Annotated in this window: 13 protein-coding genes; 5 read left to right on the top strand and 8 right to left on the bottom strand. The window is 56.1% G+C overall.

All coding sequences use genetic code 11. The features are described 5' to 3' along the window. The first annotated feature begins 24 nt into the window (after nt 1-24). Together cysW and ACFIOZ_RS05825 are read left to right on the top strand one after the other, a co-directional pair. Nucleotides 25-891, top strand: coding sequence for a sulfate ABC transporter permease subunit CysW (gene cysW, locus ACFIOZ_RS05830; RefSeq protein WP_386083993.1), 867 nt, complete (start codon nt 25-27; stop codon nt 889-891). 34 nt (nt 892-925) lie between these two features. Continuing rightward, on the top strand, nt 926-2,005 hold the full coding sequence (locus ACFIOZ_RS05825) for a sulfate/molybdate ABC transporter ATP-binding protein (protein WP_386082751.1): 1,080 nt from the start codon (nt 926-928) through the stop codon (nt 2,003-2,005). 174 nt (nt 2,006-2,179) lie between these two features. Here the strand turns inward: ACFIOZ_RS05825 and ACFIOZ_RS05820 are convergent, their stop codons facing one another. From ACFIOZ_RS05820 to ACFIOZ_RS05800, 5 genes are read right to left on the bottom strand one after another with little or no spacing between them, the layout of a single operon-like run. Beyond that, nucleotides 2,180-3,010, bottom strand: coding sequence for a hypothetical protein (locus ACFIOZ_RS05820; protein WP_386082750.1), 831 nt, complete (start codon nt 3,008-3,010; stop codon nt 2,180-2,182). Nucleotides 3,011-3,032: 22 nt separating this feature from the next. Beyond that, nucleotides 3,033-3,914 carry an ABC transporter permease gene (locus ACFIOZ_RS05815; RefSeq protein ID WP_386082749.1) on the bottom strand — a complete coding sequence of 294 codons (882 nt, stop codon included), beginning with the start codon at nt 3,912-3,914 and terminating at the stop codon, nt 3,033-3,035. Beyond that, a complete protein-coding gene (locus ACFIOZ_RS05810; RefSeq protein WP_386082748.1) occupies nt 3,901-5,208 on the bottom strand; it encodes a threonine synthase in 1,308 nt (435 codons plus the stop codon). Before ACFIOZ_RS05810 ends, ACFIOZ_RS05815 begins: the two co-directional genes overlap by 14 nt. Further along, complete coding sequence (locus ACFIOZ_RS05805) at nt 5,205-6,062, bottom strand: ABC transporter ATP-binding protein (protein WP_386082747.1); 858 nt, start codon at nt 6,060-6,062, stop codon at nt 5,205-5,207. Before ACFIOZ_RS05805 ends, ACFIOZ_RS05810 begins: the two co-directional genes overlap by 4 nt. After that, nucleotides 6,062-7,084, bottom strand: a complete 1,023-nt coding sequence (locus tag ACFIOZ_RS05800; protein WP_386082746.1) for an ABC transporter substrate-binding protein — start codon at nt 7,082-7,084, stop codon at nt 6,062-6,064. The genes ACFIOZ_RS05805 and ACFIOZ_RS05800 overlap by 1 nt, the downstream gene beginning before the upstream one ends. Before the next feature lie 217 nt (nt 7,085-7,301). Between ACFIOZ_RS05800 and ACFIOZ_RS05795 the strand changes: the two genes are divergently transcribed. After that, on the top strand, nt 7,302-8,237 hold the full coding sequence (locus ACFIOZ_RS05795; protein WP_386082745.1) for a TauD/TfdA dioxygenase family protein: 936 nt from the start codon (nt 7,302-7,304) through the stop codon (nt 8,235-8,237). Nucleotides 8,238-8,281: 44 nt separating this feature from the next. Here the strand turns inward: ACFIOZ_RS05795 and chrA are convergent, their stop codons facing one another. After that, complete coding sequence (chrA, locus tag ACFIOZ_RS05790; protein ID WP_386082744.1) at nt 8,282-9,658, bottom strand: chromate efflux transporter; 1,377 nt, start codon at nt 9,656-9,658, stop codon at nt 8,282-8,284. An 81-nt stretch (nt 9,659-9,739) separates the two neighbouring features. Here chrA and ACFIOZ_RS05785 point away from each other — a divergent pair, with 81 nt between their 5' ends. Further along, complete coding sequence (locus ACFIOZ_RS05785) at nt 9,740-10,708, top strand: chromate resistance protein ChrB domain-containing protein (protein ID WP_386082743.1); 969 nt, start codon at nt 9,740-9,742, stop codon at nt 10,706-10,708. Between the two features lie 110 nt (nt 10,709-10,818). On the opposite strand, the gene ACFIOZ_RS05780 is transcribed toward ACFIOZ_RS05785, so the two are convergent. Next, nucleotides 10,819-11,796 (bottom strand): LysR family transcriptional regulator, encoded by a 978-nt coding sequence (locus tag ACFIOZ_RS05780; RefSeq protein ID WP_386082742.1) that lies wholly within the window; start codon nt 11,794-11,796, stop codon nt 10,819-10,821. Between the two features lie 109 nt (nt 11,797-11,905). On the opposite strand from ACFIOZ_RS05780, the gene ACFIOZ_RS05775 reads away from it, so the two are divergent. Then, the gene (locus ACFIOZ_RS05775) at nt 11,906-12,847 is read left to right on the top strand and encodes a sodium-dependent bicarbonate transport family permease (RefSeq protein WP_386082741.1); all 942 of its coding nucleotides are present in this window, start codon (nt 11,906-11,908) and stop codon (nt 12,845-12,847) included. Here ACFIOZ_RS05775 and ACFIOZ_RS05770 read toward each other — a convergent pair. Then, nucleotides 12,820-16,002: an efflux RND transporter permease subunit gene (locus tag ACFIOZ_RS05770; RefSeq protein ID WP_386082740.1), complete on the bottom strand. Its 3,183-nt coding sequence runs from the start codon at nt 16,000-16,002 to the stop codon at nt 12,820-12,822. The two genes, ACFIOZ_RS05775 and ACFIOZ_RS05770, sit on opposite strands and share 28 nt — an antisense overlap. Nucleotides 16,003-16,005 lie beyond the last annotated feature (3 nt).

Raw genomic sequence — 16,005 nt, 5'->3', positions numbered from 1 at the left:
ACCGTGACAACTCCCTCTACGGTTATTGATACCAACGATACTATTGCCAAACGCTGGCGACGCGCGACAGAAGAGCCTGCCTGGATTCGGATTACCTTAATCACGATCGCCTTAACGTTTCTCACCCTTTTTTTGGTGCTGCCCCTTACGGTAGTACTTTACGGCGCCTTTGAGCGCGGCATTGGGGTTTGGTATGCGGCGGTCAGCGATCCTGATGCATTGTCAGCTATTCGTTTAACGCTACTAATTGTCGCCATTGTCGTGCCACTCAACACCTTGTTTGGTGTTGCCGCTGCATGGGCAATCGCTAAATTTGAGTTTCGTGGCAAGTCGATCCTCATCACCCTGATTGATATGCCCTTTGCGATATCGCCCGTGGTGGTGGGATTAATCTTCGTCATTCTGTTCGGCTCCCAAGGCTGGCTGGGCCCCTGGCTCTCAGCCCACGATATGCGCATTATCTTTGCCGTGCCTGGCATCATCATTGTGATTGCCTTTGGAACGCTGCCGTTCATCGCTCGTGAGCTGATTCCACTGATGCAGCAGCAGGGTAAAGAGGAAGAAGAAGCCTCGTTAACGCTCGGAGCCAACGGCTGGAAAACCTTCTGGTACGTCACCCTTCCCAATATTAAGTGGGGACTCATCTACGGCATCATTCTGTGTAACGCGCGCGCCATGGGTGAATTCGGCGCGGTAGCGGTAGTGTCAGGTCGCATTCGCGGTGAAACCAATACCATGCCACTTCACATTGAAGTGCTCTACAACGAATACATGTTTACCGCCGCTTTTGCCGTCTCTTCGCTTTTGACAGGCCTTGCGCTAGTCACCATTGCGATTAAGAGCGCCGTTGAGTGGAACGAAGAACGCCGTCAGCGTATTGCTGCCGCCTGATCCCTTAGCGCTTCACAGAGATAAGAGACTATTTATGAGTATTGAAATCGATCACGTTAACAAACATTTTCGCGACTTTGTCGCGGTCGACAATGTCAGCCTAACGTTCCGTGATGGCGAGCTCACTGCCCTGCTCGGCCCTTCTGGTTCCGGCAAGACAACGCTTTTGCGCATCATAGCCGGACTAGAGCAGCCAGATACTGGGCGAATCCGCTTTCACGGCGAAGACACTACCGACCTGCATGTCAGCGAGCGCGGTGTTGGCTTTGTCTTTCAGCACTATGCCTTATTCAAGCATATGACCGTGTTTCAGAACGTCGCTTACGGGTTAACCGTTCGACCACGCAAAACCCGCCCCAGCAAAGACGAGATTAAGCAGAAAGTCATGCGACTGCTGGAACTCGTACAGCTGGACTGGACCGCCCACCGCTACCCCCATCAGCTCTCTGGCGGCCAGCGCCAACGAATTGCGCTGGCACGTGCGCTGGCGGTGGAGCCCAAAGTGCTGTTGCTGGATGAGCCTTTCGGCGCACTGGATGCCAAAGTGCGCGCCGAGCTTCGCCGCTGGCTGCGCCGACTACACGATGATATTCACGTGACCAGCGTGTTCGTTACCCATGACCAGGAAGAGGCGCTGGAAGTCTCAGACCGGGTTGTGGTGATGAACAAAGGCCGCGTTGAGCAGGATGGTTCACCGGAGGATGTTTATGACCACCCGGCCAACCCTTTTGTGTACCAATTCCTCGGCAATGTGAACCTGTTCCATGCACGGGTTCATGATGGAATCGCCCGTATTGGCGATGTGCAACTGCCTGCACCTGAATTTCAAGGTTACAAAAATGAGCAAGGTCAGGCGTACGTAAGGCCACATGAGATTGAGGTATTCGCCGGGCGTGAACACTCAGATGCACTGCATGCCAAAATCGAGCTGGTATCGGTAGTAGGCCCTACCGTTCGTCTTGAACTGCGCACCGACAATAGCGAAGAGCTTGTTCACGCAGAGCTTACCAAGCACCACTTTCGCGCCTTGGGCTTAGCGCAAGGTAGCGATGCTTGGATTCGCCCCCTCTATAGCCGCGTGTTCTTGCCTGATGAACGTGTTGCAAACGGCTAAGCGTTTAGTAGGCAAATGGCGTCGCTGGTGCAAACTGCACCAGCGTCCCGCTCCCCCTTCTGACAAAACCCAGCCAACTCTCTGGTTTGGGCCGCGCGACATTGTCGACTGGATTGATGGGCCTTGAGCAATCTGGGGCTATTAAATATAAACGATGGCTTTAGCTAGTGACGTTTATGCCAGCTTTAATTCGACACTATTCTCCATCAATAAACCACTCACCAACGTCGGCTCCAACTGAGTCATAATTCCCAAGTCTCCAGGTCGATCAAGTTTTGGCCACCACACTTTTAAGCCTGCGCGTCTTGCATCCTTGCTCCACTCCGTTAAGTGGGGGAAGTGTTCGCGGCTTTTGCGCGCCAGCGGCAACGCATCAGCCGGTGGCGTTACCCAGCGTACACCGCTCTGTTTCAAGCGCTGCCACTCGTTAGAAGTGGTACCCAACGGCACGGCTTGTGCTAGCAGCGGATAGCCACGCTGGTGAAAACTATGGGCTGCGGTCTGGGCGTGTTCCTCTTCCAATACCACGGAGCCATCTAGCCGCAAGACCACTTGTCTAGGATGCAGGCCCAACTGGGTTAACAGGCTTTCAAATACACTGCCATGAGATACCTCAACTGCTTGGATATGACGCCAGTGCACATCGACAATCAGCGGCTTGGTACTGGCTCCATGCAGCGCCAAATGGTTCAGGGCATGAAGAACCCGTAAAAAACGGTCTAAAAAAACCACATCTTCCTGATTCCACGAGAGAAAATAAAGCCAGTCTGATGGGTGCGGTACGTCGTGTTGATCACGAATTTCTACCCCGGCTTCCCAAGCGGCAATATCTAACCACTCCAATGAGAAGATAGGCTGCTGCGATGGATACAGCGTCAGATTGGAAAGCTGCCCCCATATCCGCCCATTCTCCCAATGAAACGCTGCATGATGTCGCAGGCTGGCATTTGGATTAAAGGCATGAAGGTGATCGTTAAGGTAGTTGGTTACTTGTGTTAACGGCATTAGGAAGTCTCCTTTTTTGTCATCAGCGCACCATGCCCCAGCGCTTCACCGTTAGGCGCTCAACGCTGTCAAAAATAATGTTTTCCACCAGCAGGCCAATCACAATGACGACGACCAAGCCTGCAAATACGTTATCGGTGTAAAGCTCGTTACGGTTCTGGAAGATGTACCAGCCAAGCCCGCCTTTGCCTGAAGAAGCACCAAACACCAGCTCGGCGGCGATCAGGGTGCGCCAGGCAAACGCCCAGCCAATTTTTAACCCCGCCAACAATGCCGGAAGCGCTGCAGGAATCAGAATGAAGGCCACATAGCGCAGCCCCTTAAGGCCGTAATTACGCCCAGCCATGCGCAATGTTTCTGAAACGCCTTGAAAGCCTGCGTGAATATTGATCGCCATGGCCCACAGCACCGAGTGCACCAATACAAAGATCAAGCTGGCCTCGCCCAGGCCGAACCACAGCAGCGCCAGCGGCAATAGGGCAATGGCGGGCAGCGGGCTGAACATGGACGTTAACGTGGTGAGCAAGTCTCGCCCAATACGGGTTGAGACCGCCAAGGTCGTTAACGCCAGAGCGAGAAACGCACCTAAGGCAAAACCTTTTAGCAGCACGCTCAGCGATGCACTTACCCGTGCCAATAGAACGCCTGACGCCAGCCCATGCCAAAGGGCACTCGCGGTCTCCATGGCACTGGGCAGCATCAGCGGATTGTTCTGTACCCTGGCAACCACCTCCCAGGCGACCACCAACAGCACCAGAATGACGCTTTTACGCACCACGCTTTGATCCCACAGCCGCTGGCCAACACTGCGAGCGACTTTTAGCTCGCGCACATCAACGGGCGGTAGATCAAAGAAGCGATCAACCCGTGAATCAACGGGGCCACGCAGGTCATGTACGCTCATGTGAATCTCCTGATGCCGTCGTGAAACCTGTAGTGGGAATAGCGCTCTGTTTATCCAGCACGTCAACGTGGAACGATTGGCTATCCGGGTATTTGATGCCTGCGCCGGTATTCAGCGCCACTACACGCTCATGAGTGCCGATTTCGCCAAGCGTGCTTAACTCCCGTGCGGCAGCGAGAACAGCGGCCCCCTCTGGGCATACAAAGGTACCCTCTAGCTGAGCCGCCCGGGTTTGCTCCCAACGAATCGCCGTTTCACTCACCGCAATGGCGCGACCACCGGTGGCATAAAGAGCGTCTAACACTAGAAAATCCCCTAGTGCTTTTGGGACGTTGATACCAAACGCATGGGTATGACTGCGCTCCCAGAATTCCGATACCCGCGCGCCCGCTTGCCACGCCTTCACAATGGGCGCGCAACCCTTGGCTTGCACGGCAATTAGCCGCGGCAGCTTGCCGGTTACCCATGCCAGCGTCTGAAGCTCCTGCAAGGCTTTGTAAATACCGATCAGCCCCACACCACCCCCCGTGGGGTACAGAATCACATCCGGCAACTGCCAGCCCAGCTGCTCGGCTAACTCCAGCCCCATGGTCTTCTTGCCCTCAATGCGATACGGCTCTTTCAGGGTGGAAGCATCGTAGTGGCCGGTGGCTTTTACCCACTCGCCAATCTGCTTGCCTGAATCACTAATCACCCCATTGACCAGGGTTAGGCTGGCACCGGCAGCGGCACACTCTTGGCGAGTAATAAAGGGGGCATCTACCGGCATACTAATCGTGGCTTTAATGCCTGCCCGGGCGGCATATAACGACCACGCGGCACCGGCATTACCATTGGTTGGCATGGCTAAGTGGGTAACACCCAACTCTTTAGCGCGGGATATGCCCACCGCCGCGCCCCGCGCTTTAAATGACCCCGTGGGCAGCAGCCCTTCGTCTTTCATGACCAAATTATCCAAGCGCATATCGGCACCCAGCGCAGGCAATTCGATCAGCGGTGTAACCACCTCACCTAGGCTGACGACGGCGTCTGGCGTCGTCACGGGCAGCAACTCGTGGTAACGCCACAGGCTCCAGGGGCGCGAAACAAGATCCGCCTTCGACCATGACGCTTTAAGCGCCTCCAAGTCATAACGCACCAGCAGCGGCGAGCCACACTGGCACAGCTGTTGAACGTGTTGATGGGCATATTCAGCAGCACAGCGCGGGCAGTAAAGCCCTTCAACATAGCTATAACGCTGACCTGCTAAGGGAGTGACTTTTTCATCTACACGCGGGCTGACTAACGCACTCATGGGGCCACCTCATTTTCAAATAGCAGCCGATGAATGGTTTGAGTACGCGCTTTGGTGGCTTCACTTCCCAAGCTGTGCAGGCTATCGTCGGCGCAGCCTAGCTCAGCGCGCACCCGGCCTGGGTGGGGTGACAGCAGCAGTACCCGGTTACCTATTACCTGGGCTTCTTCAATGGAGTGGGTAACAAACAGTAGCGTAAAGCCTTCTTGCTCCCACAACGCCAGCAACTCTTCCTGCATTTTGCGCCGGGTGAGCGCATCGAGTGCGGCAAAGGGTTCATCCATCAGCAACACCCGTGGCCGCATGGCCAGCGCACGGGCGATGGCCACACGCTGCTTCATGCCACCGGAAAGCGTATGCGGATAGGCATCCGCAAAACGCCCCAGCCCAACCTTTTCTAGCGTTTCTAACGCCCGCTGCTCCGCCGCTTTGCGCCCCAAGGTGCGCGAAGCCACCAGCGGGAACATTACGTTCTGCTTGACGGTTTTCCAGGGTGGCAGTTGATCAAACTCCTGAAACACCACGATACGGTCGGGCCCTGGGCCATGAATGGTGTTGCCATCCAGACGAATGCTGCCTTCTGCAGGGGTTAGAAAACCAGCGATGGCTTTGAGCAGCGTGGACTTGCCGCAACCGGATGGCCCCAGCAGTACAAACCGATCCCCTTCCTGCACGTTAAAGCTCACTTGCTGGGTCGCTTTCACGACATGTTGGCGAGTCCGGTATTCAAGGGTAACGTTGTCTACTGCCAGCCTGGGAGTTGCTGCTGCGGATGACGTATTTGTCGGTGAATAAGCCTCGCGATCCAGCGAGGCCTCACCCAGCACATGGCGCTTACGCAGTGCAATCGACATTAGCTCCCCTCCCAGGCATGGATATCTTCAAAGAAGTAGTCCTGCCATGAAGTGGGCTCATTCTGAATAGCGCCAACGTCAAACAGAAACTCTACCAACGGGAAAGTGTTGTTCGGCACCAGAGAGAAGCTCACTTGTTCGTCAGTAATAATCGACTCCAGGAAATCGATATCTAACTGCGTGCCTGTCACTCGTTTATAGATATTCGCAGCTTCGCGCGGGTCTTCTTCTATTACCGATCTGGCCTCATCCAGTGCATCCAGGAACGCAGCATAGATGTCAGGATTTTCATTGCGAAAATCTTCGGTGGCGTAAAGCACCGTCGGAGATACAGGGCCGCCTAGAATTTCGTAGGAGTCGGTAATTTTGTGAATGCCCTCTTGCTGCAAGGCCTGGTATTGAAAAGGGATGGATGAAAAGTGTGTATTAATCTCGGTGCCGCCGCTGATGAGCGCCGCCGTGGCATCTGGGTGAGGCAGTGCAACGGTATTGCCCTCTAACCGATCAAACTGATCCTGCCCAAAAGTATCGGCGACCGCCTTTTGCAAGAAACGTGACTGAACAGATACACCGACTGCAGGCACGGCAATGCGATCATTGTCATCAATATCTTCTAACGTCTGAATATCGGGGTTATTGGTGATCAAAAAATTAGGGAACTCGCCTAGGGAAGCGATGCCTTTCACATTCAAGTTGCCATGAGTGCGATCCCACACCGTTAACAGCGGCCCCACCCCAGCCCCGGCAATATCGATACTGTTAGAGAGCAGCGCATCATTCACGGCCGCCCCGCCTGAAAGCTGCAACCACTCCACATCGATATCCACACCGCGCTCGGCACCGTGCTTTTCAATCAGGCCCTGGTCACGGGCAACGTGGAGCAGTAGATAGGTGATGCCAAACTGTTCGGCGATACGCAATTGCTCAGCAGCTTGAGCGGGGCTGGCACTTACCAGCGACACCGCCAACAGCGTGGCTAAACCAGAGGCAGTAACAGATTTACTAATGAGAGTTCGAGACATAACGGTGCTCCTGAGCATTAAATGTCAGGCCACCTTATGGCGCTCCGATATTACTCAGAAGTGAGTTTTCGAGAAGTCTTTATCAGCGAATAACTGAAATACTTATTCACTTTATGCTGACATCTAAATCATAAAAAGGACGGTTATTTAAATTATTTGGGTTCATGACCTGATGCTTCGATAGTGGGTTCACACTCCATTTAAGAGAGCACTGCACATGACATCGCTAACACTCACACAAAGCACGCTTCATGTACGCCCATTAAGCGGACATATTGGCGCCGAGATCGAAGGGATTGATCTTGCCAATCTAAACCACGAAACGTTTGCAGAGCTAAAGTCGCTGTTTCTACAATATCAGGTAGTGATTTTGCGTAACCAAGCACTCACGCGGGATCAGCATATTGCACTGGGTAAACGCTTTGGCGACCTGCACGTTCACCCAATGGCGAAAGGCCCTGAGGGCTACCCGGAAATTTTCCCCATTGAGGCCGATGCCAACTCGTCTAACGACCCGAAAGCGATTCGCGGCGGCAAGCGAGCGGTAAACGGTGGCCATTGGCACTCAGATGTTTCTTGCGATGTTGAGCCACCACTGGGAAGTTTGTTGTACCTACGCGATGTACCTGAATATGGCGGCGACACCCTATTCAGCAGTGGTTATGCGGCGTATGAAGCACTTTCCCCCGCTTTGCAATCCCTGCTTGAAGGCTTAACCGCGGTTCATTCAGGTGAAGCTACTTACCGTCTGCATTACGGTAATCAAACCGCTGCGGATCGTAGTCAGTTCGGCTTTAAGAACGGTGCGGATTACCCTGAGGCGGTACATCCCGTGGTACGCACCCACCCTGAAACCGGGCGCAAAAGCCTGTTTGTCAATCGCGGTTTTACTCGGGAGATTGTTGAGCTTTCCCACACAGAGAGTCAGGCGCTGCTGGAGTTTCTCTATCGCCACCAGGAAACACCGGAATTCACTGTACGCCTAAATTGGACACCCAACAGCTTGGCCATTTGGGATAACCGCTGCACCCAGCACCGAGCTATTTTTGATTACTCCGGGCAGGCACGAAGGGGTGAGCGTGTCACGGTGAAAGGCGACCGCCCCTACTTCAGTGAAACGGCTGGTGTCGTTGAGTGGGGGCTTGTAGGCTAGCTTTTTCAAGAGTGCTCTAGCCACCTTGTCAAAGAGCGAAGTAGTTAGACGCTAACCAGGGAGGCTAGAACGCCGAGCAGCGCGCAGCCAAATAACACCTTGAGCATGCCCACCTTGAAATAAAAGATGGCGACCATGGCGCCGGCGGCGAGTAGCAGGGCAAGCAGATCCAAAGACGCTAGGTTCGGGATCAATAGGCGTGCCCCCATAAGATGCCGCTCCTCTACCTCAGCGAAGATGACATGGAGCCCGAACCAGATGGCTAGATTGAGGATAACGCCAACCACTGCTGCGGTGATGGCGGAAAGCGCAGCGCTCAGGGCGCGATTGTCGCGCAGGCGCTCCACATAGGGCGCCCCCAAGAAAATCCACAAAAAACAAGGAACGAAGGTCACCCAGGTAGTGAGCACCGCTGCCAAGGTCGCCGCCACCATAGGATCAAGCCCCGTAGCCTCACGATAGGCGCCCATGAACCCGACAAACTGGACTACCTGAATGAGGGGGCCAGGGGTGGTCTCAGCCATGCCCAGGCCATCAAGCATCTCCCCAGGTGCCAGCCAAGCATAATTCTGCACCGCTTCCTGAGTGACATAGCCAAGCACCGCATAGGCGCCACCGAAGGTAACCACCGCCATTTTACTGAAAAAGACGGCGATCTGGCTAAACACGTTCTCGCTACCCAGCATGACCAACAACAGCGCTACCGGCGTCAGCCACAGCAGTAACAAGGTCGCCGACATGCGTAGAGACCAACGGCGGTTGGGGCGAGCATGGGCCGGTAGCCCCTCACCAAGCAGAGAGTCTCGGTCGCTTAGGGCCTGATCATTCCCATCGCCATGGCCGCCGCCCACCTGAAAGGCCGCCATTCCCCTTTTACCGCCCCAGTAACCCAGCAAGGCCGCACCCAGGATGATGATCGGAAAAGCCACATCAAAAAAGAAGATGGCAGCAAAGGCGACTGCCGCTAGGCCCAGCATGGTACGATTTTGGAGCGCCCGTTTTCCTATTCGTACGACAGCATTAAGCACCACCGCCAATACGGCGGCCTTCAGGCCGAAAAAGAGCCCCTCTACCACGCCCACGTTCCCCAATGCCGCATAGAGATAGCTCAGCGCGAGAATGGCGATGAAGCCAGGCAGCACAAAAAGTGTCCCGGCCACCAAACCGCCTTTGGTACGGTGCATTAACCAGCCGATATAGATGGCCAACTGCTGAGCCTCCGGCCCCGGCAGCATCATGCAGTAGTTGAGTGCATGCAGAAAACGCCGCTCGCCGATCCATTTTTTCTCTTCGACCAGGATACGATGCATCACGGCGATCTGTCCGGCGGGGCCGCCGAAGCTGAGCATGGCCACACGCAACCAAACCATAACGGCCTCTCGGAACGGTATTTGGTGAGAAGACTCATTGATAGGCGGCATGGCACACTCTCTAAAGACGTTTGGGGAATTATTTTGTAGAATCTACAACATGAATGTTACACATACAACGGCAACGATATCATGACAGATAGCGCACAACGCTGGCTGATACTGATCATGAGCCTCAGCGGGCGAGCGGGCACACCCCGCATGAGGATCTGGCGGGCACTGCGCAGTTTGGGTGCAGCGGTAATGCGTGATGGTGTCTACCTATTGCCGGCAAACCCATTACGTAAAGAAGCGCTGCAGCAACAGGCTGACGCTATTCGGGAGCTAGGAGGTAAGGCCCTTCTGCTGGAAGTGGATGATTCCACCATGGATACCGCCGAACAGCTGCTGCCGCTATTTGACCGTACCTCAGATTTTCAGGATTTAGTGGGGGAAGTTGCCGAATGGCAAGAGGCATGCCCTAGCCTCGAGGAGCGTGAAGCACAGCGCCGATTAATTCAGCTTCAGCGGCGTTTTCAGACCATTGTAGACATCGATTTTTTCCCAGGGCTAGGAAGAGAACGAGCCATCGCGGCTTTGGCAGAGGCTGAAGCGGTCTACAACCGCTGCTTCGTACCTGATGAACCCCGAGCTATCCAAGCCGACATCCCCAGGCGAGTTCGAAGTGCATTTCGCGGGAGAGTCTGGGCCACACGCCGCCGACTTTGGGTGGATCGCGTGGCATCGGCTTGGTTGATCCAGCGCTTTATCGACTCTGAGGCGCGCTTCCTGTGGTTAGAAAGCCCAGCGCAGTGCCCACCGGAGGCGTTGGGGTTCGATTTCGACGGCGCAACGTTCACCCATGTCGACGACAAGGTCACGTTTGAGGTGCTGATAACAAGTTTTAGCCTGGAAGGTGACCCGGCGTTGACCAGAGTGGCCGAGCTAGTTCACTACCTGGATGTGGGTGGTCTCTCAGTACCCGAAGCAGTCGGTGTGAAACTCATGTTAGCCGGGGCTAGGGAGCGTTGTGAGAACGATGATGTACTGCTTGAGCACATCGGCGCACTGCTTGACGATCTCTACCACGCCTACCAAGTGGGTAATTCAGGGAATCAATAATAGTAGACACCCCCTTAACAACGCCGATAGCCCCAGCGACAGCGACAGCGGATCAAGAGCAACATGAAGAAGGCAAATAACGGATGCCAAACTGTTCGTCTACCCGTACTCTACTGCGGCTTGGAGAGGGGCCGCGCTTGATTTAATGCCTTAAGCAATTCAGCCACGGCAGCTTCGCCTTCAGGCTCATCAAATTCACGGGCAAGCGCCCCTTGTACAAAGCTCAAAAAGCGATAGGCAGCTGGCGGCAGGCGTCGCTCCCGGCGCACCACAAAATGCCAGCGGCTTTTCAGCGGAAAATCCTGCAAGGGCAGCTCTTGAACACCTTTAGGAGAGTCCGCAACCACATGTCGCGACAACACTGCCAACCCCATTCCCGATGCCACCGCAAGCCGAATCGCCTCGTTGCTGGCGATCTGCTGGGTGGAGCGCAGCTCGATACCCGCACTATATAACCAGGCATCAAAGGTATGCCGGGTCGCGGATCCCGGTTCGCGCAGTAGGAATCGCTCATTCTTGAGAGTCGCCATGGTGAGGCCCTCCATGCCTTCCCAACGGCAATCCGTCGGCCCCACGACGACCAGCGGGTTGCTCAGAAAAGGCGCGGCGAGCACCGCGTCATCGCTGGGCGGGTGGCTAAATACATAGATATCGTCTTCATGACGCTCAAAGCGATTAAGCATCTGCTGACGGTTACCGATCTCCACCGTGACGTCTACCTGCGGGTTAGCCTGGCTAAAGGGCCCTAAAAGACGGGGCAGCACGTACTGGGCTGTGTTGACCAGGCCAATACTAAAATGGCCGCGGCCACCCCGGTTATATTCATCCAGATACTGGCTGAACACATCGGCGCGGCTAAGCAAGTCCTGACTTAGCTGATAGAGCGCTTGGCCGACCTCAGTGGGCACCACGCGACCATCCTCCTGGCGCACAATGGGTTCACCGACAATTTCCCGTAGCCGTTTCAACTGCTGAGACACCGTTGGTTGAGTCAGGTGAAGTCGATTCGCGGTGGCAGTAATCGAACCTGTGCGTACCACGTCGGCATAAACCTGCAGCAGTCGGAAGGTCAGTTGTCGTACTTTCATTCTTTACACCATAGATAACTATCTATGACTGTATAAAGTTTATTTGTTTTCATCAATCTCTTTAGGTCGCTAAAGTAGCCACTTTAAAACCCTGTAAAGGAGATTTTCCGTGCCGGATATTGTGGTGATGTTCTTTGTGTTAGGTGTGGTGGCCGGTGTGGTGCGCTCCGATCTCAGCATTCCCAAAGCTGCTTATGACATCTTAAGCCTGCTGCTGATGCTGACCATTGGCCTTAAGGGCGGCATGGCTCTGCACGGAAGCCTGAATGCTGCTCTGTTAATCGAGCTTGCCGGGGTTACCCTGCTGGGCATTTTAATCCCGCTGATCATCTTCCCCGTTGTTCGCTACCTGGTTCGGCTCTCTTTGGCAGACAGCGCCAGCCTTGCTGCCCACTACGGTTCGGTTAGCGCCGGTACCTTCGCCGTCGCCCTGGCGTATACCGAAGCACACAGCCTGATGACCGGCGGGCAGGTAACGCTTTATCTGGTGCTACTTGAACTACCGGCGATCATGCTCGGGATTTTGCTCTATCGTCGTTTTAGCCAAGAAGGCTCAACCACTACGATGTCGGGTCTGTGGCACGAAACGCTGACCAATCGCGGCGTCATCCTGCTGGTGGGCGGCGTTTTAATCGGCTGGCTATACGGGCCGAATGCCGGTGAATCGGTGACAAGCCTTTATACCAACGCTTTCCAGGGCATTCTGGCCCTGTTCCTGTTGGAGATGGGCCTGGTCGCGGCAGAGACGCTGCGCAGCCTGCGCTGGGGGCACAGCCGCTTGATCATCTTTGCCCTGGCAGCGCCCGTTGCACTCTCCTGCTTGGGTTTGACGATGGCATACTGGCTTGGGCTGCCCGCTGGCTCAGCGGTTATTCTGGCGAGTCTTACCGCCAGCGCCTCCTACATTGCCGCGCCCGTCGCCATTCGCGCCGCGATTCCAGACGCCAACATTGGCCTTGCCATGCTGGCGTCGTTAGGACTCACCTTCCCCTTCAATGTGTTGATTGGTATTCCGCTCTATCATCAACTTTGGGGATGGCTGGTAGGATGAGGTGACGTTTCTAACGTAGCGCTGTGATGGCTGACCAATGGGCCAGACAGTTTACGCAGCGCCACGTAGAACACCGGGGTGAGGAACAAGCCAAACAGTGTGACGCCGATCATACCAGCAAACACCGCCGTTCCCAGCGCCGCCCGTACCTCGGCGCCCGCGCCGGTGGCGACTACCGAAGGCAACACCGCCGCCGTGAAGGCGATCGAGGTCATGATGATCGGCCGCAGCCGCAACCGGCAGGCTTCCAGGGCCGCTTCCACTACGCCCTTGCCCTGCAGTTCCAGCTCCCGGGCGAACTCCACGATCAGGATGGCGTTCTTACACGCCAGGCCAATCAGTACCACCAGCCCCACCTGCACGAAGATGTTGTTATCGCCCCCGCCAAACCAGACACCAATCAGCGCCGCTAGCATCGACATGGGCACGATCAGAATCACCGCTAGCGGTAGCGTCCAGCTCTCGTAGAGGGCCGCCAACACCAGAAATACCAGCAGGATCGACAGCGGGAAGACTACTAGAGCTGCATTACCCTGGGTGGACTGCTGGTAGCTCAGGTCGGTCCACTCCAGCGCCATGCCCGGAGGCAGCACCTCTTCCGCCAGAGCGTTGATGGCGTCCATCGCCTGGGCGGAAGAAAGCACGCGGGGATCAAATTCGCCGGCCAGGTCTGCTGCTGGGTAGCCGTTGTAGCGCAGCACCGGGTCTGGCCCGAAGGTTTGCGTGATGTTCACCATCGTGCCGATAGGCACCATTTCTCCCTGGTCGTTGCGGGTGCGCAGGCGGGCGATGTCCTCCACGCTGGCCCGGAAGGGGGCGTCCGCTTGGGCAATCACCTGCCAGGTGCGGCCAAAGCGGTTGAAGTCATTGACGTAGGTTGAGCCAAGATAGGTCTGCAGGGTGTCGAACAGTTCGGTCAACGGCACGCCCTGGGCCTTGGCTCTCAGCCGATCCACTTCAGCATCCAGCTGTGGCACGTTGGATTGATAGCTGCTGATCGGAAAGCCCATCCCTGGCGTTTGCGCAATCGCGCCCTGGAGTTGGTTAACCGCCTGCTGCAGCGCCCCGTAGCCTAGATTGCCGCGATCCTCGATGAATAGCTGAAACCCCGACCCATTGCCCAAGCCAAGAATCGGCGGAGGCATGAAGGAGAACGCAAAACCCTCTTTCAAGCCACCAATGCCCTGGTTGATGCGGGCGTTTATCTCCGCAGCACTAAGGCTGCGCTCACCAAAGGCACTGAGGGTTAGAAAGGCTACCCCGGTGTTGGAGGTGTTGGTGAACTGCAGCGCGTTCAGGCCGGGAAAGGCGATGGCGTGCTCCACACCTTCGGTTTCCATGGCGATATCCACGACGTCCTGAAGCATCTGGTCGGTTCTCTCCAGCGACGCCCCTTCCGGCAGGATGACGCCGGCAATCAGGTACAGCTTGTCCTGCACCGGGATAAACCCGGGCGGTACCGCCTTGAACATTACGCCAGTGCCCAGCAGCAACAGTGCGTAGACCACAAACACCGCGCCACGATGCTTAAGAGAGCGAGCCACGCCGCCCTGGTACTTGTTGGAGCTGGCGTTAAAGAAGCGGTTGAAGGGACGGAAAATCCAGCCAAACAGCGTATCGATCACGCGAGTGAGTCGATCCTTGGGCGCGTCATGGGGCTTGAGCAGCATCGCGGCCAGCGCGGGCGACAGGGTTAGCGAGTTGATGGTGGAGATCACCGTGGAGATGGCAATCGTCACCGCGAACTGGCTATAAAACTGACCGGTCACCCCTGACAGGAAGGCCATGGGGATAAACACCGCACACAGCACCAGCCCCACAGCGATGATAGGGCCGGATACTTCTCGCATGGCCTGATGAGCGGCGGCCTGGGGCTTTAGACCCTCCTCGATATTCCGCTCCACGTTTTCTACCACCACGATGGCGTCGTCCACCACGATACCGATGGCCAGCACCAGCCCAAACAGGGTCAGCGTGTTGATGGAGTAGCCCAGCAGATAGAGCGCCCCAAAAGTGCCGATCACCGATACCGGCACCGCAAGCAGTGGGATAATGGAGGCACGCCAGGTTTGCAGGAAAAGCGTGACGACCAGCACCACCAGCAGCACGGCTTCCAGCAGCGTCTTCACCACGGACTCAATCGAGTCATTAACGAAGATCGTGGTGTCGTAGACCGCTTCATACTCCACGCCTTCCGGGAACTGCTCGGAGAGCTCGTCCATGGTGGCGACGACCTGCTCGCGAATCTCCAGCGCATTGGCACCCGGTGCCTGGAATATCCCCACCCCCACCGCGTTGTTGCCGTCCAACTGCGAGCGCAGCGTATAGTCTCCGGCGCCCATTTCCAGCCGAGCCACATCCGAAAGCCTGAGGATCTCGCCGCCCTCGCCGCGCTTCAGCACGATGTCGCCAAACTCCTCCACTGTTTCCAGCCGCCCTTGGGCATTAATCAGGGTGAGAAAGTCACTATCCTCAATGGGTTCGGCTCCCAACTGTCCGGCGGAGACCTGTACATTCTGTTCACGCATGGCCCCCACCACATCACTGGCCGTAAGGCCACGGGCAGCTATGCGATCAGGATCTAGCCATGCCCGCATGGCGTAGTCCCCTCCGCCGAAGATTTGCGCGTCCCCGAGCCCTTCGAGCCGGGCCAATCGATCACGGACATTCAGTCGCACATAGTTGCGCAGGTAGAGGGTGTCGTATTCACCGCTGGGCGAGGTCAGGTGAACGACCATCAGAAACGTAGGCGACTGCTTCTGGGTGGTGACACCTTGACGACGCACGGCTTCCGGCAACCGAGCCTCGGCTTGACTGACTCGGTTCTGCACCCGAACGGCGGCCTCCTCGGCATCGGTACCCGGGCGGAAGGTGACGGTCATTTGCAGCACACCATCAGAGCCCGCCACGGACTTGAGGTACATCATGTCCTCGACGCCATTGATGGCTTCTTCCAAGGGCGTGGCGACCGTTTCGGCGATCTCCTTCGGGTTAGCGCCAGGGTAGACCGTGCGCACCACCACGGAGGGCGGCACAACATCCGGGTACTCGCTGATCGGCAGGTTGGGAATCGAGATCAGCCCCACCGCCAGGATAATAATCGACAGCACCGCCGCAAATATCGGTCGATCCACAAAGAAACGCGAGAAATTCATGGC

It is taken from the genome of Vreelandella sp. F11, assembly GCF_042466685.1.
In the GTDB taxonomy this organism is placed as follows: Bacteria; Pseudomonadota; Gammaproteobacteria; order Pseudomonadales; family Halomonadaceae; genus Vreelandella.
This window is presented reverse-complemented; position numbering and strand designations above follow the sequence as displayed.